Source organism: Hymenobacter endophyticus (assembly GCF_032464715.1).
GTDB lineage: Bacteria > Bacteroidota > Bacteroidia > Cytophagales > Hymenobacteraceae > Hymenobacter > Hymenobacter endophyticus.
The window spans coordinates 56,295-80,201 of the sequence record NZ_JAWDJT010000004.1; the positions used below are offsets into that span (position 1 = coordinate 56,295).

Below are 23,907 nucleotides of genomic sequence, written 5' to 3' on the forward strand. Positions count from 1 at the left end.
TTAGGCGGCCGGCCTGCTTGGCTGAACTTCTGTTCCTTGCTTTCTGCCCGTGAATACTTCCACTGCCTTTCCTGCCGCCCAGCGCGACCTGCCGGTATGGCAACAGGCCGCCGCCAGCTTGCAGGCGGGGGTGCCGGTAGCGTTGCTGTGCGTGCTGGCCAGTGCGGGCAGTAGCCCCGGCCGGCAGGGGTTTAAGATGGTAGTTACGGCCACTGATATGGCCGGCTCCATTGGGGGTGGCATTATGGAGCATAAGTTTGTGGAGCTGGCCCGCACCCTGCTAGCCGAAGGCAGCTTCGCCCCGATGTTGCGCCGCCAGATTCACCGCAGAGAAGCCCCCGCCGACCGCTCAGGCATGATTTGCTCCGGGGAACAGCAGCTTCTGGTGTACCCGCTGTCGGCCGCCGATCTACCCACCGTATTGCGCATCACGGAGCTATTGCAGCAGTCGGTGCCGGGCCGGGTGTGGCTATCAGCGGCAGAAGGATTGCGCGTACAGGAGGAAGCTGCGGCGGCCCCACACTACACCCTGCAGCACGGCCCAGACTGGGCCTACTCCGAAAACCTGGGGTTCCGTGACAAGGCTACCATAGTGGGCGGCGGGCACGTAGCGCTGGCGCTGTCGAGGGTACTGGCTTCCCTTGACTTCGGCCTGACCGTGCTGGATGACCGTCCCAACCTGAACACGCACCAGCTTAACCCCTACGCGCATTACAAGCGCACGGTAGTCTACGAGCAGCTGCTCCAGGAAATTCCGGCCGGCCCGCACCAGTATGTCATTCTGATGACCTTTGGGTACCGCTCCGACTTAGCGGCCTTGCGCGCCTTACTACACCACCCCGTGCGCTACCTGGGCGTGATGGGCAGCCAGGCCAAAATTACCGAGTTGCTGGTCACCCTGCGGGCTGAGGGCGTGCCCGAGCAAGCACTGGCCCGGGTACACGCGCCCATTGGGCTGCCCATCAACAGCCGCACGCCCGAGGAAATTGCCATCAGCATTGCCGCTGAGCTTATCAGGGAGCGTAACGCGCAGTAGCGTTCTGGTACGGCCGACGCATATAGGCATTGTTTACTTGGCTACCTACGCCGGCCGCGTGTTGTGGCTATGGGCACCAACTATTCATCATTCATCGGTTTCGCTGGTAGTATTCTGGCCGCTGAGGTACCCCTCGGTGAAGATATGGTACTGGTCGAAAATGGAACGTACGGAGCGGCGGAGTACGATTTCGCCCTGGGGACCGGTGGGTACGCTTACGCCCGAGGCGTAGCCGTTCCAGACGGCCCGGTTGGTGCGGTTATCAATGAGCGTGACCAGCAGAGTGCCTTCCTGGAGTAACAGGCGCACCGGCTGGTAACCTTTGCGGTCCTCATTGGGTGTTTCCTCATCCTCGGAGTAGCCCGCTTTTACCCAGCGCGAAAAATCCTCCTGGGCGTAACCCCGAAAGCGCATGTCCCCCTCAAACAACCGGAAGTTGACCAACAGATCGGGGCGGCGGCGGGCGGTGCGGTAGCCCTGAATCTTGAGCCGGTTCCGAATGGCGTCGCGCACGGTGGAGCCCAAGCGGCTGGTATCCGAGTTGATGCCGTCGCCGCTGATGAACTCGTAAGTGCGGTAGCGCCGGAACTGTCCGGCGTAGCTGTAGTCGGACTCGACGCGAGCTTCCCGCGCCATCATGCAGCTGGAGAGGGCCAGGCTACCGCCGGCTAACAGAGTAACATACCATTTCATAGGCGCTGGGGAATTAAGAGGGTCGTACTGACTAAAATACGAAACTCACAGCGCTAATCGATTGGCTTCCAGCGTAAATATTTGTGCAGGATATATCCGGCTCAGCTTTCGGTACGCTACGACAGCCCACAATATGGGCGCCAGGGCGAAGGGGAAAGGTTTTGGCAGCCTACACGCCAACCGTCAATTCTTTTTCCAATACTATGTTAAGGCCGCGGGAGCTTTGCACGGTACCAATAATATCAAATCCATGCCGCAGGTTCAGCAGCAGCATGGCCCGCCAGCGGTTGTAGGTTTGCGTGCGGACACGGCGGTACCCTTGAGCAGCGCACCAGGCGTGTTGTTGCCCCATTAGCTCGGCGGCAATGCCACGCCCCCGAAAATCAGGATGCACGCCGCCCAGCCAGCTGTAGTAGTGCCCCGGCTTCCGCTCATAGCCCAGCTTGCAACCCACCAGCTGATTGTTTTCGTACGCCAGCCATGCCTGCACCGGCTGGCACTGCTGCTGGTAATGCAAGTCGGCCTCCAACTCGGCAGCGGTGGTTTCCAAGGCAGCAGACAGCAGCTCGATAAGCAGCCCAAACGGGGCAGAATACGGCGCTACCGCAGGCAGTAAGTGGAACGTGCGATTCATACGTTTATCAGAGCAATAAAAGAATCTACCTTTTGTTTACTGCGTGAGTGTTAGCGAGGAGGTTTGGGCAGTGTAGATTTCGCCGTTGCTGAGCTGATACACTACAGTAAACTGCTGCGGGCCGGTGCTGGCAACAGCTGGGTTAGCCAGCCGCAGCTCCAGCATCAAAGCCGGTTGTTGTGCCCGCCGCTGCACATAGTCGCTGAGTAGCCCGTCGGCTAGTGGGTTGCCCATCACGTCATACACGCTCAGCAGATAATTGAGTGAGCTACCAGCCGGGTGCTGGGCATCCAGCGCGCTGTTGCTGGTGACGGTAATGGCCGTAACCAGCTCCGTAAACTTTGGCTCGGCTGGTGAGCAGGCGTAGGCTGCGCCCCAACCAGCTTGGTGTTCCTGTACCGCCACCAGCCTGGTAGTGAGGCTGAAGCGCAAGGCAAACTGGCTGCGGGAAACCGACTCCGCCGCCCCCAGCACCAGGGCCGAACTACCGGCATTGGAAATAGCCGAGACGGTAGTACCCGTAATATCATAGTTGCCCACTTTGGGCGCGGGGATGCAGCCGCAGGAATCGGCGCAAAACATGCCCCCGCAGGCGGGCAGGCCCAGTACCAGCGAAGTAAAAAGCAGAAGTCGTTTCATAGCCTTGGGTATTGCGTAGGATTTCACTTTTCAGAGAAGCCCCAACGGCCGCAGGTTGCACACCGGCTATGTTATCTTTTTACTGGTACCCGGCGGCCTGCAAACGGAACAGCTCGGCGTAGCGGCCGTTGCGGGTCAGCAGTTGCTCGTGGCTCCCGATTTCCTGAAACTGCCCGTTTTCGATAACCAGAATTCGGTCGGCCATGCGCACGGTGCTGAAGCGGTGGCTGATGAGCACGGCGGTTTTGCCCTGAGTCAGTTCCTTGAACCGCTGGAACACCTCGTACTCAGCGCGGGCATCGAGGGCGGCGGTGGGCTCGTCGAGGATGAGCAGCTGGGCGTCGCGCATGTAGGCCCGGCCCAGGGCAATTTTCTGCCACTCCCCCCCGCTTAGGTCTACGCCCCCGTTAAAGCGGCGGCCAATCATCTGCTCATAGCCCTGGGGCAGTTTGGCAATAACGGAGTCGGCCAGGCTTTGCTGGGCGGCCTGCTCAATGCGGGGCTGGTTGCCTTTTTCTTCGATGCGGCCCACGGCCAGGTTTTGGCCGGCCGGCAACTGGAAGCGCACAAAATCCTGGAAAATCACCCCAATCTCCTGGCGCAGTTCCTGGGGGTCGTACTCGCGCAGGTCGTGGCCATCGAGCAGGATGCGGCCCTCGGTGGGGTCGTAGAGACGGGCCAAGAGCTTCACGAGCGTGGTTTTACCGGCCCCGTTCTCGCCCACCAGCGCCAACTTCTCGCCGGCCTGCAGCTCGAAGCTGAGGTTACGCAGGGCCCACTTCTCGGCGGTGCGGTATTTGAAGCCTACATTCTCAAAAGTGAAGCCCTGCCGGATGGGCCGCGGAAACGGCCGCACCGCTCTGGACTCGTCGCGGCGGATGCGGGGCTGCAGCTGGAAGAACTCGAAGAAATCCTGCAGGTACAGGGCACCCTCGGCGACCGAGCTAAAGCGGCTCAGAATACCTTCCAGCAAGCCCCGCATGCGGGCAAAGGAGCCGGCCAGAAACGTGAGCTGCCCGATGCTGACGCGCCCGTACACCGCCTGGCTGATGATGTACACGTAGGCCGCGTAGTAGCCCGCCGCGCCCACCGCCGCAAAAAAAGTCCCCCAGCCGGCCCGCTTGATTACCAGGGACTTGTTCTGCCGGTAAAACTCATCGGAAAGCTGCCGGAATCGGTCAATTAAAAACCCGGAAAGGCCGAAAATCTTCACTTCCTTGGCCGTTTCGTCGGAGGCGCCGGTCTGGCGCAGGTAGTCCAGCTCCCGGCGCTCGGGCGTCCAGCCATGCACCAGCGAATAGCTCCGCTCGTTGAAGTGACTTTCGCCCAGAAACGCCGGCACCACCGCCACCAGCAACAGCAGCAGCAGCCAGGGGTTGAAGGCCACCAGCCCCACGGCCAGAAACCCCATGGTAATGGCATCCTGGGCCTGGCTGAGCACCTGGGCCATGAGCACGGTGCGCGAGAGGGTCTGGCGGCGGGCCCGCTCCAGCTTGTCGTAGAAGTTGCTGTCCTCGAACTGGTCCAGGTCCAGCTCGGCGGCGTGCTGCATGAGCCGCACCGAGCTTTGGTTGGCAAACAGGTCGCCGAGCAGGGAATCCAGCAACGCCACGCCCCGGCCCAGCGCATCCGACAAAATAGCCAGCCCAAACTCCAACGCCACCAGGCTGAGCACCGGCGTGAGGGCGCGCTCCGGGGCGGGCAGCCGGCTGAGCTGCACCACCGCATCCAGAATCAGCTGGCCCACATAGAGCATGGCCACCGGCAGCGCCGCCCGCAGCAGGCGCAGGGCCACGTTGCCCAGCGTGAGGCCGGGGCTGGTTTGCCAGATCAGGCGCAAAAACGCCGGTAGGTTGCGCAGGGCCGAAAACCGCTCCCGCACCGTAAGGGCGGGCTTGCCGTCGGGGCGGGGCTTTTTGGCGGATATGGTAGAGAAAAACGAGTCAGTACGAGGCATAGAACGGGCTATACGGCATACTTCGGGCCGGAATGCGGCGGCAGCCGTTTTGGCAGTTCTCCGCTTTCCGTACCTTTCACTTACTTACCTTGTAGCTAGCTGAATACCATTTCTATACTTATCTGGATGAAGACGATACTTGCGCTGCTGTGCCTACTCCTGTTATCTGGCCCAGGCCGGGCCCAGCAGGCAGCTCTAGCTTTTGAACCTAGTACTTGGACGATGGCAATGCAGAAAGCACAGCAGTTGCAGCAGCCCGTTTTTGTGTACGCGTACAGCCCTGGTTGCCATTTCTGCCAGCAAATGGAAAAAACCACGCTGCACGACGCGGCCGTAGCCACCTATTACGCTGCCACATTTGTATCGTTGAAGGTGGATATAACGGTGGATACTGCCTTTGCCCGCCGCTACGATATCAACGGATTTCCCACCTACCTCTACTTCGACAGCGCGGGTCAGCCCCTGCACCGCAGCTCCGGCGAAAAGCCCGCCGCCGCGTTTATTGCCGACGCCCAAGCTGCATTTCAGCCACAAACAGCGTTTTACGCCCTGCAGCGCCAATACCAGGCCGGTAGCCGCAGCCCCGATTTGCTTTACCGGTACAGCCAGGCCCTGAACTCATCCAACCAGCGCCACAACCCTCAGGCCCAGGTACTCACCGAATATCTGGCTACCCAATCGGCGCTACAGTTGAAGTCCGAGAACAACATACGCTACCTGTTCGAGCAGTATAGCGCCCCAACCGACGAGTACATCATCCGGCACCAATCTGATTTTGCTCCCTACTACCCAGCTGCCGTTGTGCAGAAGCGCGCTTACAGAATTTTAGCAGCGCGTGCCTTCGATGCCGGAAAACAAGCTTCAGGCGAGGCTTTCCGAACAGTACAGAAACTAGCCCACACCCAATTCGCCGACACGGCCCAAGCTGGGCATACTGCTCGCATCAATTTCTGGGAAGGTCGGCGCGACTGGCTGCGGTACGCGCAGGCTACGCGCCGCTACAGCCTCCTTGCTTCCCCTGACCTATACACCCTGCGAAAATCGGCCACCTACCTCTACCACTTTGGGGAGGAGCAGGGCCCAGAGCGGCAGCAGCAGGCCCTACAGGAAATTCTGGCGGTGTTACCGGTGCTGCTAAAAGCGGAGCGCAGCTACGAGAGCTTACTGCTCTGTGCCCGGCTGGAACATTAGGCGCACCGTTTGGCCCCGGCGCGGCAGTTGGCCGAGGAAGCATTGGCCACTGCCCAACAGCACCACGAAACCGGCGAAGAAGCCCAGACCCTGCTGGCTATCCTACCGGCCCGGTAGCGGAGCGCCAACACCGAAGCGCCGGCGGGACCGTACTTTTACGCACTTCCCGTCGTTTCTTGCTGCCATGCTGCATAGTATTCTATTCGCCCCTTTTCCGGATGCCGCCGCTGAGGCCCATGCTGAGGCTCTGCAAGCCACCCTGGCCGGGGCGGCTACGGAGGGCGTATTGCTGGTAAACCTGTCGTTGCCAAAGGCTGCGCCGATACTAGCCCTGGTGCAGCCGGGGGGCGTTACGGTGTTGCAGCTACTGGCAGCGGGCGGCACTCTTTCCACCCCGGCTCTCACGGCAGCACCCTGGCAGCTTGACGGGCAGGCTTTGGCGGGGTTTGAGTCTAGCATCTCGCCCTGGCAGCAGTTTCAGCAGCAGCGGGCGGCTTTGGCCGAGTGGCTCAGCCAGCAGCCGGAGTTTCCGGCCGTGGCCTCCACCGACGTGGCGGGGCTGGTGGTGTGCTTGCAGCCGATGCAGTTTGCCGGTGATGTAGAAGCCGGCTTACAGCAGCTGCCCGCTACGGAGCAGTTTCAGCTGGTACCCGCCCTGGGGCAACTCCCCCGGCGCCTGCAGCAGCTAGAACCCCAGGTAGTGCTGCCACCTGCTTTCCTGCACCAATGGGCCGAGTTACTGCGCCAGCGGGGCCAGCAGCCAACTACCCCTGAAGCAGCAACAGAGGAACCGTACGAAACCCAACCCGGCGGCTTTGTAGCGGGCAAGCTCCGGCAGCTCTGGGGCTGGCTGGGAGCTGAGGATGTCCCCGCCGACCCGCCCTACGGAGGGGGGCTGGCTACTGAAACTTCAGCAGCCAATGAGCAGGAGAAGCAACGGCTGGAACAGCTGCGGCAACAGGTAACGCAGGAGTTGCAGCAGCAGCGCCAGGCTATGGAAGCCCGGGAGGCCCAGCAGGCGGCCAGCATTGCCCAACTCCGCCAGCAGCTCACTCAGGCACCCTCAGCCACAGCCGAAGTAGCCGACCTGCAAGCCCGCCTCAACACCGAAATGCAGGAAAAACAGCAGCTGCAGCAGGCTATTCAGGCTTCCCGCACCGAAGCCGAAGCCCGCAACCAAGCGCTTGATGCCCGCATTCAACAGTTAGGCAACCAACTGGAGCAACTCCAACGACACCCAGCTGCGGCTGCTCCAACCCCAGCAACGGTGCCCGTTTCCGCGCAGCCGGCTGCCCGCCCCCAAGCAACGGCTGCGGCCCCGGGCCCAGCCTGGCGACTACAGTGGGCCCGGGCGGCGCTGGTGATACTTTCGATAGGGGCGCTGGGGGCCGGCCTGTGGGGCGTAACCAAGCTGCCAAACTTGCTACGCCCGGTGTTGCCCGCTGCCACTCGGTCCACCCCGGCATCCGACGATACCTTCAATGATAACGCCGAAGCCGCCGCGCCTACCCTGTTCGATATTCAGCCCGATACCGTGGCCGTAGACTCGGCGGATACCTCCGCTGAGGAAAATGAGGAAAATATTGTTCCGGCCGACTCCCTGGAAACTCCGGCCCGCGCCGGCGAACTGCTGGATTCAGTTGCCGCCGACGAACCCTCCGGCGACATATAGCCCTATTCAACTACCTTATACTAACAGGCTTCCGCATGGCGCGGAAGCCTTTTTTGTTGCCCGGCGCCCCGCTACCATCCACAGGTATTCCTACGCCATTGGTTTTATCCCTTCATACCGACTTCATGTAAGGCCCGGTGCTTTGTATCACGCAAGCCTGGTACACCGGCCGCTTGCCGCTGCTAACAGCTCTCCAACACCCCCGTTTTTAGGCGTCGCACAACGCTGGTTAATGCTCGTTTAAGGTTATGAAAACAAGGTTTCTGCTAACGCTACTGGGCGTGGGCGTACTGTACGGCGGCACCAGCTGCTCAAAGGAACACAAGGAGAAAGAGGAAAAGGTAAAATTCCTCGTCACCAGCCCGCTCCAGAAAGACACGACCATCACCAAGGAATACGTGTCGCAGATTCACGCCTACCAGCACATTGAGGTGCGGGCGCTGGAAAAAGGCTACCTCCAGAAGATTTACGTGGATGAGGGCCAGGCCGTGCGGGAAGGGCAGCTCATGTTCCAGATCATGCCGATGGTGTACAAGGCCGAGCTGCAGAAGTCGAAGGCCGAGGCCAACTACGTGGGCATCGAGTACCAGAACACCAAGCAGCTGGCCGACAAAAACGTGGTTTCCAAGAACGAGCTGGCCCTGGCCCAGGCCAAGCTGGACAAGGCCAACGCCGAAGTCGGGCTGGCCAAAACTCACCTCGATTTTACCACCATCCGGGCCCCGTTCAGCGGTATGATGGACCACTTTCAGGCCCGGCTGGGTAGCCTAGTGGATGAGGGCGACTTGCTGACCACGCTTTCCGACAACAGCAAAATGTGGGTGTACTTCAACGTGCCCGAGGCCGAGTACCTGGCCTACAAGGCCCACGCCCGCACCGAAGCCGAGACGAAGGTGAAGCTGCGCATGGCCGACAACGAGGAGTTTAAGTACCCCGGCGTGGTGCAGACCATCGAGGCCGACTTCAACAACGAAACCGGCAACATTGCCTTCCGCGCCACCTTCCCCAACCCCGAGGGCCTGCTGCGCAACGGCGAAACCGGCTCGGTGCTGATGACGGTGCCGCTCAAAAACGCCGTGATTATTCCGCAGAAAGCCACCTTCGAGGTGCTGGAAAAGAAGTTCGTGTACGTGGTGGACGACAAGCGCCGGGTGCACCAGACGGAGGTAACCGTGGCCTCGGAGATGCCCGACCTCTACATCATCTCCGCGGGCCTGAAAGCCACCGACAAAATCATGCTTGAAGGCATCCGCAAGGTGAAGGATGGCGACAAAATCCGCTACTCCTACCAGGAACCCAAGTCGGTGATTTCGCACCTGAAGACCTATTCTGAATAGGTACAGCAGCCTTAAAAAGGCCGCTGTAGAGACGCGTATTCGCGTCTCACGTCAGCACGAGCGGTACCCAACCTCAGCACGCAGCAGACGCGAATACGCGTCTCTACAGCCATACAATTATGTTCAGTAGATTCCTTCGCCGACCCGTGTTTGCCATCGTCATTTCGGTGGTTATTCTGTTCCTGGGTGTTCTGGCTATCAAAACGCTGCCTACCTCGCAGTTTCCCGAAATTTCGCCGCCGATGGTGATGGTGAGCACGGCCTACCCGGGCGCCAGCGCCAAGGTGCTCACCGAGTCGGTACTCATTCCGCTGGAGCAGGCCATTAACGGCGTGCCCGGCATGAAGTATATGACCTCCGACGCCGTATCGGCCGGGGAGGCCAATATCCAGATTGTGTTCAACCTGGGCACCGACCCCGAGCAGGCCGTGGTGAACGTGAATACCCGTATTGCGCAGGTGCTCAACCGTTTGCCTACGCTGGTGCAGCGCGAGGGCGTGGTGGTGAACCGCGTGGTGCCCAACATGCTCATGTACGTCAACCTCTACAGCAAAGACAAGAATACCGACATGCGGTACCTCTTCAACTTTGCCGGGGTGAACATGCTGCCCGAAATCCAGCGCATTGATGGCGTGGGCCGGGCCAGCATTCTGGGCAGCCGCCAGTACGCCATGCGCGTGTGGCTGAAGCCGGACCGGATGCGCGCCTACAACCTGTCGGTGGATGATGTGATGGAAGCCCTCAACGACCAGAGCGTGATTGGTTCGCCGGGCCGCATCGGCCGCTCGGATGGCAAGGAGGCTTCGGCGCTGGAGTACGTGCTGACCTACAAGGGCCGCTTCAACGACGTGGAGGAGTACAAGAACGTGATTATCAAGGCCAATGCCAACGGCGAAACGCTGCGCCTCAAGGACGTGGCCAACGTGGAGCTGGGCTCGGAGTTCTACGACATCTACTCCAACCTCGACGGCTACCCTTCGGCGGCTATCATGCTCAAGCAAACCTACGGCTCCAACGCCCTCGACGTCATCAAGAGCGTGAAAACCAAGCTGGAGGAGCTGAAGAAAACCATGCCCCCCGGTATGGACTACAAGATCAGCTACGACGTGTCGAACTTCCTCGACGCCTCTACCGAAAACGTGATTCACACCCTGCGCGACGCCTTTATCCTGGTGGCCCTGGTGGTGTTCCTGTTCCTGGGCGACTGGCGCTCCACGCTGATTCCCATCATTGCCGTGCCGGTGTCGTTGGTGGGCGCGTTCATGGCCATGCAGGCCTTCGGCATGACCATCAACATGATAACGCTGTTTGCGCTGGTGCTGGCCATCGGGATTGTGGTCGATGATGCCATTGTCGTCGTCGAGGCCGTGCACGCCAAGATGGAGGAAAAACACCTGTCGCCCTACGGGGCGGTGCGTGAGGTGGTGGGCGAAATCAGTGGCGCCATTGTGGCCATTACCATTCTGATGACGGCGGTATTTGTGCCGGTAGCCTTCATGAGCGGCCCGGTGGGCATTTTCTACCGCCAGTTCTCGATTACTATGGCTTCCAGCATCGTCATTTCGGGCATCGTGGCTCTGACGTTGACGCCCGTGCTCTGCGCCATGATTCTGAAGAATACCCACGGCCAGCCCCGCAAGAAAACGCCCATCAACCGCTTCATCGACTGGTTTAACCGCGGCTTTGAGCGCCTGACCGGCCGCTACACCAACCTGCTGGAAAAGGTGGTGGACCGTCGCGTGGTGACGTTTGCCATTCTGATTGCCTTCGGGTTCGGTATTTTCGGCATCTCCTCCACCCTGCCGTCGGGCTTCATTCCGGCCGAGGACCAGGGCATGCTCTACGCCATCATTCAGACGCCGCCCGGCTCCACCCTGGAGCGCACCAACGCCCTGTCGCAGCAGCTTTCCAGGCTGGCCGAGAAGGTGCCCGGTATCGAAAGCGTGTCGTCATTGGCCGGGTACGAAGTGCTGACGGAAGGGCGCGGCTCCAACGCCGGCACCCTGCTCATCAGCCTCAAGCCCTGGGCCAAGCGCAAGCAGTCGGTGCACGATATTGTAATGAGCCTGGAAGAGAAGGCCAAGGAAATTCCCGGCGCGACCATCGAATTCTTCGAGCCGCCGGCAGTACCGGGCTACGGCGCGGCGGGTGGCTTCCAGCTCCAGCTGCTCGACAAAACCTCCACCGGCGACTACAAAGCCCTGGAAAAAGTGAACGACGAGTTTATGGCCGAGCTGAAGAAGCGCAAGGAGCTGGCCGGCCTGTTCACCTTCTTCTCGGCCAACTACCCCCAGTACGAGCTGCAGATTGACAACCAGCTGGCCATGCAGAAGGGCGTGAGCATCGGCAACGCCATGAATACGCTGAGCATCATGGTGGGCTCCACCTACGAGCTGGGCTTCATCAAGTACCAGCGCTTCTTTAAGGTGTTCGTGCAGGCTTCGCCCGAGTACCGCCGCCTGCCCAAGGACATTCTGGACCTCTGGGTGAAGAACGACAAGGGCGAAATGGTGCCGATGTCGGCCTTTATGAAGATTGTGAAAGGCCAGGGCGCCAACGAAATCAACCGCTACAACATGTACCCCACGGCCTCCATCCGCGGCGACGCGGCCCCCGGCTACAGCTCGGGCGAGGCCATCAAGGCGGTGCAGGAAGTGGCGGCCAAAACCCTGCCCCGTGGCTACGACATCGACTGGGGCGGCTTGTCCAAGGACGAAGTATCGCGCGGCAACGAGGCCATCTACATCTTCCTCGTAGTGATTGTGTTCGTGTATCTGGTGCTGGCCGCGCAGTACGAGAGTTTCCTCTTGCCGCTGGCCGTTATTCTGAGCTTGCCGGCCGGTATTTTCGGCTCATTTTTGCTCATCAAGGGCTTCGGTTTGGCCAACAATATCTACGCCCAGGTGGGCCTCGTGATGCTGGTGGGTTTGCTGGGCAAAAACGCCGTGCTGATTGTGGAATTCGCGGTGCAGAAGCACGAGGAAGGCATGACGGTGCGCGAGGCGGCCATTGAAGGTGCCAAAGTGCGCTTCCGCCCCATTCTGATGACTTCCTTCGCCTTCATTGCCGGCCTGATTCCGCTGGTGCTGGCTACCGGCGCGGGCGCCATCGGCAACCGCACCATCGGCACCTCGGCCCTGGGCGGCATGCTGTTCGGCACCGTGTTCGGCGTCATCATCGTGCCGGGGCTGTATTACATTTTTGGCACGCTGGCCTCCGGCCGCAAGCTCATCGGGGACGAAAACGAGCACCCGCTCACCGAGTTCGAGCCCCACGTTTTAGTTGATGAAATTCCGAGCCACAGTCATGCTTAAGAAACGCCTCTATCAGGGCCTGAGCGCAGCGCTGCTGACGCTGGCGGTGGGCGCGTGCAAAACGCCCGAGTTGGCCACCAAGGCCGCCGGCCGGCCGGTGCCCACCACCTACGCCACTGCCACCCAGGACTCTGCCAACACGGCCCGCGCGCAGTGGCGGCAGTTCTTCACCGACCCCAACTTAGTGGGCCTTATCGACACGGCGCTGCAGCGCAACCAGGAGCTGAATATCTCGCTGCAGGAAATCCAGATTGCCCGCAACGAGGTGCAGATCCGCAAGGGTGAGTACCTGCCCTTTGTGGGCCTGGGCGTGAAGGCCGAAGCCGAACGCCCCAGCCGCAACACCCTGCAGGGTGCCACCGAGGAAGCCATCCGTATCCAGCCCGAGCACCGCAACCCCGACCCGCTCCAGAACTACCAGATCGGGGCGTTTGCCAGTTGGGAAGTGGATATCTGGCACAAGCTGCGCAACGCCCGGAAGTCGGCCGCGCTGCGCTACCTGGCTACGGTGGAAGGCCGCAATTTCACGGTAACTAACCTGATCAGCGAAATAGCCACCTCCTACTACGAGCTGCTGGCCCTGGACAATCAGCTGGCCATCGTGCGCCAAAACATCGGGCTGCAAACCAACGCCCTGGAGCTGGTGAAGCTGCAGAAGGAGTCGGCGCGCACTACGGAGCTGGCCGTGCAGCGCTTCGAGGCCCAGCTACATAACACCCGCAGCCTGCAGTACAGCATTCAGCAGCGCATCACCGAAACCGAAAACCGCCTCAACTTCCTGGCCGGCCGCTACCCCCAGCCGATTACCCGCAACTCGGCGGCCTTCAACGAGCTGCTGCCCACGCCGGTGCAGGCCGGCGTGCCTGCCCAATTGCTACAAAACCGCCCCGATATCCGGCAGGCCGAGCAGCAGCTGGCCGCCGCCAAGCTGGATATTCAGATTGCGCGGGCCAACTTCTACCCGGCGCTGCGCATCACGGGCGGGGCCGGTTTTGGGGCCTTTAAGCCCGGTTTGCTGTTCACCACACCCGAGAGCATGCTGTATTCATTGGCCGGTGATTTGGTGGCACCCTTGGTGAACCGCAACGGCATTAAAGCCGTGTACGGTAACGCCAACGCCGTACAGATTCAAGCTGCCTACAACTATGAGCGTACCATTCTGAACGCCTACGTAGAAGTGGCCAACCAGCTAGCCAGCATCAACAACCTGCAGCAGAGCTACGCCGAGAAAACCAAGCAGGTGCAGGCCCTGAACCAGTCCGTCACCATCTCCAACAGCCTGTTCCGCTCCGCCCGCGCCGACTACACCGAAGTCCTCTTCACTCAGCGCGACGCCCTGGAATCCAAGTTCGACCTCATTGAAACCCGGATGCAGCAGCTCAACGCCTCCGTCAACGTGTACCGCGCCCTGGGCGGTGGGTGGAAGTAGGCGGCGAGGTAGCAAGCGTATCGAAACCACCTTGTCACCCTGCGCATTCCGCGCATCAAGCGGCGACAAAGGACCTTATCACGTCATACAGACTGTCTACATAGCTTATTCCGGCGTGATATAAGGGCTTTTAAACGATGTAGGGACGCATATTTGCGTCTCTTCGCCTGCGCCGCTCAACGAAGGTCGCTCAACTCTACATCGTTCGAAAAATTACTAGAGGACCTCAAATTGCGTCCAGGATGGGGGCGTTCAAGGCCAGCAAGACAAGAAAAAAGGGCTTCCGCACACTGCAGAAGCCCTTTTTCTATTTCAACGCAAACTTATCTACGCTTGCTCTTTTACCATTTGCGGGCTGGTAGCAGCTTGTCCGTTGCTACCGGCAGCGGCGTGCTGCAGGCCTTCCCGCACGCGGCGGCCGTAATCCTCGTCGCACTGCGTAAACAGGGCTACCATCTTGTCCTGCACCACCTTCTCGGCACCGCTCAGGGCACCTACCAGGTTTTCGATGAGGTCGTTACGCTCCGTTTCGGTGTGCTGACGGTACCGCTCCCCGGCCTGCTTAAAGTTATTCTGACGGTCCAGGGTTTGGCGCACTAGCTTGGCGTTGTACTCCGGCTCGTGCTCCTGGCCCGAGGGCGCAGCCTCTTTCAGACCGCTGAGGTTGCTGGGCTCGTAGTTTACGTGCGGATTCTGGCCGGGGGCCGTATCTACGTGGTAAGCCATCTGCCCGTCGCGCTGGTTGGTAGCTACGTGTTTTTTGGGCGCATTAATGGGCAATTGCAGGTAGTTGGTACCCACGCGGTAACGTTGCGTATCCGAGTACGAGAAGGTGCGGCCTTGCAGCATCTTGTCATCGGAGAAGTCAAGGCCATCTACCAGTACACCCGTTCCGAAGGCCACCTGCTCTACCTCGGCGAAGTAGTTTTCGGGGTTTTTGTTCAGGGTCATTACGCCTACGGGCAGCAGCGGAAACTGATCCTCGGGCCAGATCTTGGTGTCATCCAAGGGGTCGAAATCAAGCTCCTCATGGTAGCCGTCGGGCATCAGCTGCACCTGCAGCTCCCACTCCGGGAAGTCACCGGCCTTGATATGGTCGTAGAGGTCCTGGGTGGCGTGGTTGAAGTTTTTGGCCTGAATGGCTTCGGCTTCGGGCTGAGTCAGGTTTTTTACACCCTGCTTAGGCTCCCAGTGGTATTTCACCAGGTGCGCTGCGCCTTCCTTGTTCACCCACTTGTAGGTGTTCACGCCCGAGCCCTGCATCTGGCGGTAGTTGGCCGGAATACCCCAGGGCGAGAATAGGAAGGTAATCATGTGCATGGCCTCGGGCGTATTCGAAATGAAATCGAAAATGCGCCCGCCATCCTGGCGGTTCGTTACTGGGTCAGGCTTGAAGGCGTGCACCAGGTCCGGGAACTTCATGGCGTCGCGGATGAAGAACACCTTGAGGTTGTTGCCCACCATGTCCCAGTTGCCATCTTCGGTGTAAAACTTCACGGCGAAGCCGCGCGGGTCGCGCAGGGTTTCGGGCGAGTGGCCCCCGTGAATTACTGAGGAGAAGCGCACGAACACCGGCGTTTCCTTGCCGGCCGTGTTAAACAGCTTGGCCCGGGTGTACTGCTCAATGGGCTCGTTGCCTACTTTGCCGTAAGCTTTGAACACGCCGTGGGCTCCGGCGCCGCGGGCGTGCACCACCCGCTCCGGCACCCGCTCCCGGTCAAAGTGGCTGATTTTTTCGAGGAAGTGGTAGTTTTCCAGCGTTACGGGGCCGCGGTTACCCACGGTGCGCGTATTCTGGTTGTTGGTAACCGGGTGGCCCTGGCGGGTGGTAATGGTTTGGCTCTGCTCCCCGGCAGCCGTACGCTGGTCGTGGGAGGTGCCCGCGCCCGTTACGGCCGTGCCAGTACCGTTGCCGGAATGGCCGTTCTGCGGTTGGTCTTGCTGATCTTGTGCCATAGTGTTAGGATGGGAAATACATGCTGAGTGTAATACCGGCAAGGTACACGGAGGTTTGGCTAGTGGAGAATTTTTCTCCGAAAGAATTTTGGCATTCCGTGGTTTTGGCCGGCAAGGGAAAGGCGGTTTTCCGGGGGCACGAAGCTGAGCTGTGGGTGTATGGGTGCGGAGGCCGGCATTCTATAGGCTACCTTTACGGCTCTGATGCCCGCTACGTTTCCTCCTTCCGCGCCCCCTACCCAACGCGTGTACACCGTTGGTTTTTGGCTGATGTGCCTGTCGTCGCTCCTCTTTTTCATGAGCTTCAACATGCTGCTGCCCGAGTTGCCCGACTACCTCACCCGCCTGGGCGGCGAGGACTACAAAGGCTTCATCATTGCGTTGTTTACCCTCACGGCGGGTATTTCGCGCCCGTTCAGCGGCAAGCTGGCCGATACCGTGGGCCGCATTCCGGTGATGGTGTTCGGCTCCTTGGTGTGCTTTATCTGTGGGTTTTTTTACCCGTTTGCGGTTACGGTAACGGCCTTTCTGGGGCTGCGGCTGCTGCACGGGTTCAGCACCGGGTTCAAGCCCACCGGCACGGCCGCCTTCATTGCCGATATTATTCCGCTGGAGCGCCGGGGCGAGGCCATGGGGTTACTGGGCGTGGCGGGCTCAGTGGGCATGGCTGCCGGCCCCATGCTGGGCTCCTGGCTGGCCCAGCGCTTCTCCCTTAATACGCTGTTCTATTGCTCCTCGGGCCTGGCCCTGCTGAGTCTGGTGGTGCAGGGCACCATGACGGAAACTCTGCCCAAAACCCAGCGCCAGCCCTTCAGTTGGAAGCTGCTGCGCCTGGAAAGCTGGGAGGAGGTATTTGAGCCCCGGGTACTGGCCCCGGCCGTGGTTACGCTGCTGTGCCTGTTCCCGTTTGGGGCGGTGCTTACCGTGGTACCCGACCAAAGCCGGTTTCTGGGCCTGGTGGGCGAGAACAAAGGGCTGTTCTACACTTGTTACACCGGCGCTTCCCTGGTAATCCGGCTGGTGGCGGGCCGTGCCTCCGACAAGTACGGCCGCGTGCCGGTGCTCATCGGTTCTTCGGCCATTATGGTGGCCTCGCTGGGGCTGCTGGCGCTGGCGCAGTCGGCACCGGTGTTTCTGGCGGGCGCTATTCTGCTGGGCCTGGGCACGGGCCTCAACTCGCCCACTCTGTATGCCTGGACGGTGGATTTGAGCCACCCCGAGCGGCGCGGCCGGGCCGTGGCCACCATGTACATTGCCCTTGAAATGGGAATCGGTCTGGGGGCGCTGCTGGCCGGCTGGGTATTCGCCAACAAGCCCAGCCACCTGCCCTACGTGCACTTGTTCAGCGTGTTCAGCGTGCTGGCGGGCCTGGTGTACCTGCTAATCTGGCGCCGAAAAACTGCCGCGTAGCTGAACGGCACTGGGTACTGGAAATCTGCCGGGCCGCGCCTATCTTCGTGGTTATTTACTAGGCTGCGGCCTGTTACCACATATTGCTCGTGTCGTTCATTTACTCCACTCCGGGCCGGGTGCTGGCCACTGTGGGCCTACTACTGCGGGCCGCCACTGCGCACGCCCAGGAAGAGCCCATCAAATTTGGCAAACTCGACGCCAAAGAGGCCGCCGCCCTGCTGGCTAGCCCCACCCCCGATTCTGCCGCCGCCGAGGTGCTCTGCGACTTTGGACAATCCAGTATCCAGGGCAAGAAAGATGGTTTTGAGTTGCGCTTTGCGCGCACAGCCCGGCTGCTAATACGCCGGCCGGCCGGCTACGAGCACGCCACCGTGCGCGTGTACCTTTACCACGACCCAAAGAACGGCGGCCACGAGGAAATTCAGCAGCTTAAGGGGTTTACCTACAACCTGACAGCCGGCGTACTCAGCAAGGAGCCGCTACGCACGGAAGCCGTGTTCAGCAAGAAGATAAATGAGCGGCTGAATGAGTATGCTTTCACGCTGCCCAACGTGCGGGAAAATTCTATCCTGGAGTTCACCTACGTAGTCCGTTCGCCCTTCCTGTTCAACCTTCAGGACTGGACGTTTCAGCAGGATATTCCGGTGCGCTGGAGTGAGTACCGCACTGTGATACCCTCATTTTACCGTTACAAGGAAACCACCCGCACCTACTGGCCCTTCACAATCAACGAAACCGGTACAAAACCTTACGCAACATCGTATCGGGAAGGATCCAACTCCGGATACGGGAGTACTAACGCTGGCGCTTCGGATAATGTATATAGCATTACAACTCAGGCCGTGACGCGCCGTTGGGCCATCAAGAACCTACCGGCGTTTCACTCAGAGCCGTTCATGACCACGCGCCGCGACTACCTCAGCCAGGTGGACTTTGAGTTGGAGCGCATTCAGTTTGATCCGCAACGCGACCCGCAGTTTATAGTGGGCAGTTGGCCCGAGATTGAAAAGGAGCTGCTGGAAGATGAGCGGTTTGGTCAATATCTGAAGGCCAACAGTCCGGTAACTGCTTTGGCCGCCGTGCTCCAGCCGATGCCCAACCCCACTGAGCGGGCACAGGCCGTACGGCAGCTGATCATGCAGCACGTTGCCTACGACGATACGCCGGCCTCCCACGCCCGCCCCGGCAGCACGGCCAAACGCGTTGCGGAGCAGCGCAAGGGCAACGCGGCCGAGGTGAACCTGCTACTGGTAGCTGCCCTGCGGGCCGCTGGCCTCGACGCCCAGCCCTTGCTGCTGAGCACCCGCTCAAACGGGCGCATTCAAACGGAATTACCAGTGGTGAGCCAGTTCAACTACGTGGTGGCCCACGTGCTGCTGCCCGACAATAAAGAGCTGCTACTGGACGCCACCGATGCCAGCTTGCCTCCCACGCTCCTGCCCGAAAATTGCCTGAACGGCCAGGGGCGCCTGCTAGGCCCGGCCGGGCGCTGGGTAAACCTGATGGACACCGCCCCCACCCTGCTGTATACCCGCGCCCAACTCATGGCCACGCCCCAGGGCGAGCTGCAGGGCAGCATCCGGCAGGAGTACGCGGGCTACGCGGCTTCCAATTACCGCCGCCCCTTGCCGGAATTGCGGCAGAACTGGCAGAAAGCTCACCCCGATTGGCAAATCAGCAAGGCCAGCGTGTTGGCGCCGGATGTGAGCCGGCCGGTGGCCCTGGAGCTTACTGCCAGCCTGCCCGGAGCTGAGGCCCCGGCGGCCACGCTCTACCTGCGCCCCTTGCAGCAGCTGGTGTTCAGCGGCAACCTGTTTCAGGCTGATGAACGATTGTTTCCGGTTGATTTTGCCACTGTGCAGCGCTTCGAGTACGCCACCGACCTCACTTTGCCCGCAGGATATGCTGTTGCTGAGCTTCCGGCTAATATGCAATTGGTGTTGCCCGATGGCGGCGGGCGTTTCCTGTTCAACGTTACCCAGCCTACTCCGCAAACCCTAAGCCTGGTGGGCCGCCTGCACCTGCTCAAAACGCACTACACGGCCGAGGAATACCACGCCCTGCGCGCTATGTATACCCAAGCGTTGAGCAAGCTGGCCGAGCCCATTGTACTGCAGCGGCAATAATTCCTTTCAGAGTAGCAGTTGGCCTGCACGCCAGATTATGCGCTTGGCATAGGCTGAACCATAAAGGCGGCACTTCATCTGTTGCACATGTTCCCAAGAAATAGGATATTTCGGTTCCGATACTCTGTCCAACTCTATCTACGCCCTTGGTAGTGCCTTATTGCCTGCTTGTTTGCAGCCGGGAATATTCCGCTTGAATTCTTCTTATTTTCCTTTACGTCTTCCTATGAAGTCACCTTTACTCCGTCGGCTGTGGCTGGCTGGTATGCTCACCGGCGCGGCCGTAACCCTGGCCCAGGCCCAAACAGACCCCATTAAGTTCGGCAAGATTGATGAGCTTGACCTGACGCCCAAAAATTTCGTGGCCGACAGCACGGCCGGGGCCGTAGTGCTCGGCGACTTTGGCCGCACCCGCTTTGAATACAATGATGGCCAGTTCAAAGTGGTATTCGAGCGGGTGACGCGGCTCAAAATCCTGCGCAAATCCGGCTACGAGTACGCTACCGTGGAGGTGCCGCTCTACCACAAAAACAGCAGTGAAGAAAAGCTGTCGGGCTTGAAAGGCTTTACTTACAACCTGGTAAACGGGCAGGTAGTCAAGGAAAAGCTGAATGCTGATGCTATTTTCCGGGAAGAAACTACCCCCAACATCACCACCCGCAAGTTCACGCTGCCCAATGTGCGCGTAGGCTCCGTTATTGAGTACACGTACACGGTTCTGTCGCCCTTCACGTTCAACTTCCAGGACTGGACGTTTCAGCGCGATATTCCGGTGCGCTGGAGTGAGTACCGGGCCGCCATTCCGGAATACTTCGACTACAAAATGCTGATGCAGGGCTACGAGCCCCTGGAAGTGCAGACGCGGGAAGAAAGCACCACTCAGTACACCATTAGCTGGTCGTCGAAGCTGGAATTTGGGGAGCGGACTTCGGGCGGCTCGCAGGTAGTAACCCCGCGCGTAACCAACCACCGCTGGGCCATGAAAAACGTGCCTGCCATGCGGGAGGAACCGTACATGACCACCACCGGCGACTACATAGCCAAAATTGACTTTGAGCTGGCTGGCATTAAGTGGCCCGATGAGCCCTACAAAGCTGTGGCCGACTCCTGGGATAAAATTGACCGGGAGTTACTAACCAGCGACAACCTGGGCGGGCAGCTTAATCGGGCGGGCTTCCTGAAAGAACAGCTCACCACCTTGCAGGCCCAGCACAAAGAGCCTGCAGCGCGTCTGGCGGCCATCCATAACCTGGTGCGCAGCAGCGTGAAGCACAATGGCAACAACGGAGTATACGCCTCCGGCCCCGTGCGGCGCGCCTTCGACCAAAAAACCGGCAGCGCCGCGGATATCAACCTGTTGCTGATTTCCGCTCTGCGGGAAGCCGGCTTTAAGGCCAACCCTCTGGTACTGAGTACCCGCAGCCACGGCCGCATGGAAACCAACGTACCGCTGATTTCCCGCTTTAATTATGTACTGGCTCACGTAGAGCTACCCGATGGCACAGCCATGCTGGTAGATGCCACGGAGGAGCTGGCCCCCTGCGGTATGCTGCCGCCGCGCTGCCTCAACGGCGTAGGCCGTCTGGTACTGCCCCAGGCCGGCGCTTCGCGCTGGGTAGAGTTGAAGCCCGCCGACCGCCTGCTCCACTACAGCCAAATCAACCTGACCGTGGATGAAAAAGGCGGTATCAATGGCAAGGTGCACCAGGAACACGCCGGCTACCTGGGCCTGGCGCAACGGGAAAAGCTGCGCAAGCTGGGCGAAAAGAAATACGTGGAGGAGCTGGCCTCCGCCCACGAAGGTTGGAGCATTCCGAAATACACGTTCAAGGAGCAAACGGCCCTGAACCGCCCCCTTACTTTGGACTATGAGTTTGCCACTGCCGGAGCTGAGGCACCGGTTGGTACTATCTACCTGAGCCCTTTGCACGACTTCGGCACCGAGAAGAACCCCTTCCTGCACGAAGAACGGCGCTTTCCGGTGGATTTTGGGGCCAACCTGGATGAAACCGTGCTGGTGAACCTGACGCTGCCCGCCGGCTACGAACTGGAGGAAATACCCAAGCCCATGGCGGTGGAGCTGCCCGAAGGCGGCGGCCGCTTCACTTACGCCGTGCAGCCCGGCAGCGGTACCGTGCAGATTATGAGCCGCATGAGCCTAACCCGTCCGGTATATCAAGCCGAGGAATATGCCTACCTGCGCGAATTTTTCAGCCGCATGATGACCAAGCAGAACGAGCGGTTGGTCCTCAAGAAAAAAAGCTAAGCGCCATGCGTGTTCTTTCGTTGAGTATTGCGCTGGCCTTGGCAGCTGGGCTGCCTGGGCTGGCGGCCCCAGGCCCCGCGCTTAAATATGCCGTGGCCGACCTGCCTGCCGCCCTGCGCGAAAACGCCCACGCCGTTATCCGGCGTCAGGATGAGCAGCTGCTGGTGAAGTCGGCGGCGCGCACCGTAGAAACCACCCACCGGGCCGTAACCATTCTGGATGAGGACGGGGCCCGCTGGGCCTCCGAGCTGGTGTACTACAGTCAGCTCAACAGCATCAGCTACTTCCGGGGGGCCGTGTACGATGCCATGGGCCGGCAGCTACGCCAGTTGCGCAGTCAGGATATTCGGGATATTAGCTTGTCGGATGGGTTTAGCCTAGCTTCCGATGCCCGGGGCCGGGTGGCCGACCTCAGCCAACCCACCTACCCCTACACCGTGGAGTTCGACTACGAAGTGGTGTCGGATAATCCGCTGTTTTACTCTACCTGGCGGCCCCAGCCAGTGGAGCAGCTGGCCGTGGAGCAGGCCACCTTTAAAGTACTGATGCCGGCTGGTATGGCCCTGCGCTACCAGGAGCAGCAGCTACCCGCTGGCACGGCCCAGCCCAAACGCACCCAGGGCAGCCAGGAGGTGTACGAGTGGCAGGTGCACGATCTGGCCGCCCGCGAGGAAGAAACCGACGCCCCGCCCCTGGCCGAGCTGACGCCCGCCGTGTACACGGCCCCCGCCGAGTTTGAGGTGCAGGGTCACGCCGGCCGCCTCACCTCCTGGGCCGACCTCAGCCGCTGGACCTACGAACTCAACGCTGGCCGCGACGAGCTGCCGCCCGCTATGAAAGCGGCCGCCGCCGCGCTGGTGCAGGGCGAAACCGATGAGCGGGCCCGCATCCGCAAGGTGTATCAGTTTTTGCAGGCCAACACGCGCTACATTTCCGTGCAACTGGGCCTGGGCGGCTGGCAGACGTTTCCGGCCTCCTCGGTGGCAGCCAACGGCTACGGCGACTGTAAGGCCCTGACCAATTACTGCCAGGCCCTGTTGGGGGCGGCCGGCATTAAGGCCCACGCGGCCCTGGTGCGCGCCGGCTCCGATGAGCAGGACATCCGCACCAGCTTCCCCAGCTCCCAGTTCAACCACGTAATTCTGTGCGTGCCCCTGACTAAGAGTGCCCGCCCCGATACAGTGTGGCTGGAATGCACCAGTCAGACCACGCCGTTTGGGTACATGGGCGGATTTACGGGTAACCGCCACGCCCTGCTGCTGCTGCCCGAAGGCGGCCGCCTGATTGCCACGCCCCGCTACGGAGCTTCCGAAAACCGCCAGGAGCGCCTGACCCACGTGTATCTGGACGCCGCAGGCAATGCTACGGCTACCCTGCGCACCCTGAGCACCGGCCTGGAATACGATGCTGTTTCGGGCCTGGCGGGCCTGGAGCTAGCTGAGCAGAAGAAGCATATCAGCCGGCGCCTGACGCTGCCCAACTTCACCCTGACCAAGGTAGGCTACAAGCACACCGGCCCCACGGCGCCCCTGCCCGGCATTACCGAAACTCTGGCGCTTACCCTGCCGGCACTGGCCCCTCCCAGTGGCAAACGCCTTTTCCTGACGCCCAACCTCCTGAGCCGTCTGGCTCCGCCCCAGGCTACGGTGGGTGAGCGGCAGGCCGATGTGGTCTTGGAACATGCTTTCACCCAGCAGGACACCCTGCAGCTGCATTTGCCAGCCAGCCTGCACGCCGAGCAGCTACCCACACCGGTGCAGCTGACCACGCCCTTCGGCACCTACCACAGCCAGCTCACCGCCCTGCCCGATGGTACTATTCAGTACATCCGGCGCCTGGTGATGCCCCGCACCCGGTTTGCCCGCACGGAGTATCCGGCTTACTTGGAGTTCCGGCGCAAAATCAGTGCTGCTGACAAGGCGCAGCTGGTGCTGCTGAAAACCGACGCGTAACCCGTTTCTTGCTGATTATCAGTACCCTATACCGCAACACCCGCTGCCATTGGCAGCGGGTGTTGCGGTTTTGAGGTTAGTTGGTGCTACTACCATGCTTCTGACTTGGCATTGAGCTTTTGCCAGAAATTCGGATTGGGCCCACCACAGGAAATTTGCCCGGTTACAGCCCTTAGCACCATTGATAAACAGCCAAAATATATCCAGCTGGAAGCGCGGCCCCGGCAGGCAAAAACTTTAACTTGAGCCGTCTATTTCTGCTGATTATTTCTCGAATTCTTGCATTCCTCTT

General features: G+C 60.5%; 15 protein-coding genes. 10 read left to right on the forward strand and 5 right to left on the reverse strand.

Annotated elements, in window-relative coordinates:
* Positions 1-49: 49 nt before the first annotated feature.
* Positions 50-1,036, forward strand: a complete 987-nt coding sequence (locus ROI90_RS08340) for an XdhC family protein (protein WP_315997879.1) — start codon at positions 50-52, stop codon at positions 1,034-1,036.
* 87 nt (positions 1,037-1,123) lie between these two features.
* Here the strand turns inward: ROI90_RS08340 and ROI90_RS08345 are convergent, their stop codons facing one another.
* From ROI90_RS08345 to ROI90_RS08360, 4 genes are all read right to left on the reverse strand, one after another.
* Positions 1,124-1,729 (reverse strand): DUF4136 domain-containing protein, encoded by a 606-nt coding sequence (locus tag ROI90_RS08345; RefSeq protein ID WP_315997880.1) that lies wholly within the window; start codon positions 1,727-1,729, stop codon positions 1,124-1,126.
* 169 nt (positions 1,730-1,898) lie between these two features.
* A complete protein-coding gene (locus ROI90_RS08350) occupies positions 1,899-2,363 on the reverse strand; it encodes a GNAT family N-acetyltransferase (protein ID WP_315997881.1) in 465 nt (154 codons plus the stop codon).
* Between the two features lie 36 nt (positions 2,364-2,399).
* On the reverse strand, positions 2,400-3,002 hold the full coding sequence (locus tag ROI90_RS08355; protein WP_315997882.1) for a hypothetical protein: 603 nt from the start codon (positions 3,000-3,002) through the stop codon (positions 2,400-2,402).
* A gap of 79 nt (positions 3,003-3,081) precedes the next feature.
* Positions 3,082-4,959 (reverse strand): ABC transporter ATP-binding protein, encoded by a 1,878-nt coding sequence (locus ROI90_RS08360; RefSeq protein ID WP_315997883.1) that lies wholly within the window; start codon positions 4,957-4,959, stop codon positions 3,082-3,084.
* Between the two features lie 228 nt (positions 4,960-5,187).
* Between ROI90_RS08360 and ROI90_RS08365 the strand changes: the two genes are divergently transcribed.
* From ROI90_RS08365 to ROI90_RS08385, 5 genes are all read left to right on the forward strand, one after another.
* Complete coding sequence (locus tag ROI90_RS08365) at positions 5,188-6,150, forward strand: thioredoxin fold domain-containing protein (protein ID WP_315997884.1); 963 nt, start codon at positions 5,188-5,190, stop codon at positions 6,148-6,150.
* A gap of 184 nt (positions 6,151-6,334) precedes the next feature.
* On the forward strand, positions 6,335-7,822 hold the full coding sequence (locus ROI90_RS08370; RefSeq protein WP_315997885.1) for a hypothetical protein: 1,488 nt from the start codon (positions 6,335-6,337) through the stop codon (positions 7,820-7,822).
* A 248-nt stretch (positions 7,823-8,070) separates the two neighbouring features.
* Entirely contained in the window at positions 8,071-9,159 is a 1,089-nt protein-coding gene (locus ROI90_RS08375; RefSeq protein ID WP_315997886.1) for an efflux RND transporter periplasmic adaptor subunit, read from the forward strand.
* Between the two features lie 119 nt (positions 9,160-9,278).
* Positions 9,279-12,473, forward strand: coding sequence for an efflux RND transporter permease subunit (locus tag ROI90_RS08380; RefSeq protein ID WP_315997887.1), 3,195 nt, complete (start codon positions 9,279-9,281; stop codon positions 12,471-12,473).
* The gene (locus ROI90_RS08385; protein WP_315997888.1) at positions 12,466-13,902 is read left to right on the forward strand and encodes a TolC family protein; all 1,437 of its coding nucleotides are present in this window, start codon (positions 12,466-12,468) and stop codon (positions 13,900-13,902) included. The genes ROI90_RS08380 and ROI90_RS08385 overlap by 8 nt, the downstream gene beginning before the upstream one ends.
* Before the next feature lie 327 nt (positions 13,903-14,229).
* On the opposite strand, the gene ROI90_RS08390 is transcribed toward ROI90_RS08385, so the two are convergent.
* The gene (locus ROI90_RS08390; RefSeq protein ID WP_380229582.1) at positions 14,230-15,858 is read right to left on the reverse strand and encodes a catalase; all 1,629 of its coding nucleotides are present in this window, start codon (positions 15,856-15,858) and stop codon (positions 14,230-14,232) included.
* 270 nt (positions 15,859-16,128) lie between these two features.
* Between ROI90_RS08390 and ROI90_RS08395 the strand changes: the two genes are divergently transcribed.
* The 4 genes from ROI90_RS08395 to ROI90_RS08410 all read left to right on the forward strand — a co-directional run bounded on the left by ROI90_RS08395 (position 16,129) and on the right by ROI90_RS08410 (position 23,615).
* The gene (locus tag ROI90_RS08395) at positions 16,129-17,268 is read left to right on the forward strand and encodes an MFS transporter (protein ID WP_315998066.1); all 1,140 of its coding nucleotides are present in this window, start codon (positions 16,129-16,131) and stop codon (positions 17,266-17,268) included.
* 89 nt (positions 17,269-17,357) lie between these two features.
* Positions 17,358-19,397 (forward strand): transglutaminase domain-containing protein, encoded by a 2,040-nt coding sequence (locus tag ROI90_RS08400; protein WP_315997889.1) that lies wholly within the window; start codon positions 17,358-17,360, stop codon positions 19,395-19,397.
* 226 nt (positions 19,398-19,623) lie between these two features.
* Positions 19,624-21,663, forward strand: a complete 2,040-nt coding sequence (locus tag ROI90_RS08405; RefSeq protein WP_315997890.1) for a DUF3857 domain-containing protein — start codon at positions 19,624-19,626, stop codon at positions 21,661-21,663.
* A 5-nt stretch (positions 21,664-21,668) separates the two neighbouring features.
* Positions 21,669-23,615 carry a DUF3857 domain-containing protein gene (locus ROI90_RS08410; RefSeq protein ID WP_315997891.1) on the forward strand — a complete coding sequence of 649 codons (1,947 nt, stop codon included), beginning with the start codon at positions 21,669-21,671 and terminating at the stop codon, positions 23,613-23,615.
* Positions 23,616-23,907: the final 292 nt, after the last annotated feature.

Coding starts and splice junctions, on each gene's coding strand:
- ROI90_RS08375 (WP_315997886.1), top strand. CDS start 8,071: ATGAAAACAAGGTTTCTGCTAACGCTACTGGGCGTGGGCGTACTGTAC.
- ROI90_RS08390 (WP_380229582.1), bottom strand. CDS start 15,858: ATGGCACAAGATCAGCAAGACCAACCGCAGAACGGCCATTCCGGCAAC.
- ROI90_RS08370 (WP_315997885.1), top strand. CDS start 6,335: ATGCTGCATAGTATTCTATTCGCCCCTTTTCCGGATGCCGCCGCTGAG.
- ROI90_RS08410 (WP_315997891.1), top strand. CDS start 21,669: ATGCGTGTTCTTTCGTTGAGTATTGCGCTGGCCTTGGCAGCTGGGCTG.
- ROI90_RS08385 (WP_315997888.1), top strand. CDS start 12,466: ATGCTTAAGAAACGCCTCTATCAGGGCCTGAGCGCAGCGCTGCTGACG.
- ROI90_RS08380 (WP_315997887.1), top strand. CDS start 9,279: ATGTTCAGTAGATTCCTTCGCCGACCCGTGTTTGCCATCGTCATTTCG.
- ROI90_RS08350 (WP_315997881.1), bottom strand. CDS start 2,363: ATGAATCGCACGTTCCACTTACTGCCTGCGGTAGCGCCGTATTCTGCC.
- ROI90_RS08405 (WP_315997890.1), top strand. CDS start 19,624: ATGAAGTCACCTTTACTCCGTCGGCTGTGGCTGGCTGGTATGCTCACC.
- ROI90_RS08395 (WP_315998066.1), top strand. CDS start 16,129: ATGTGCCTGTCGTCGCTCCTCTTTTTCATGAGCTTCAACATGCTGCTG.
- ROI90_RS08365 (WP_315997884.1), top strand. CDS start 5,188: ATGCAGAAAGCACAGCAGTTGCAGCAGCCCGTTTTTGTGTACGCGTAC.
- ROI90_RS08355 (WP_315997882.1), bottom strand. CDS start 3,002: ATGAAACGACTTCTGCTTTTTACTTCGCTGGTACTGGGCCTGCCCGCC.
- ROI90_RS08360 (WP_315997883.1), bottom strand. CDS start 4,959: ATGCCTCGTACTGACTCGTTTTTCTCTACCATATCCGCCAAAAAGCCC.
- ROI90_RS08345 (WP_315997880.1), bottom strand. CDS start 1,729: ATGAAATGGTATGTTACTCTGTTAGCCGGCGGTAGCCTGGCCCTCTCC.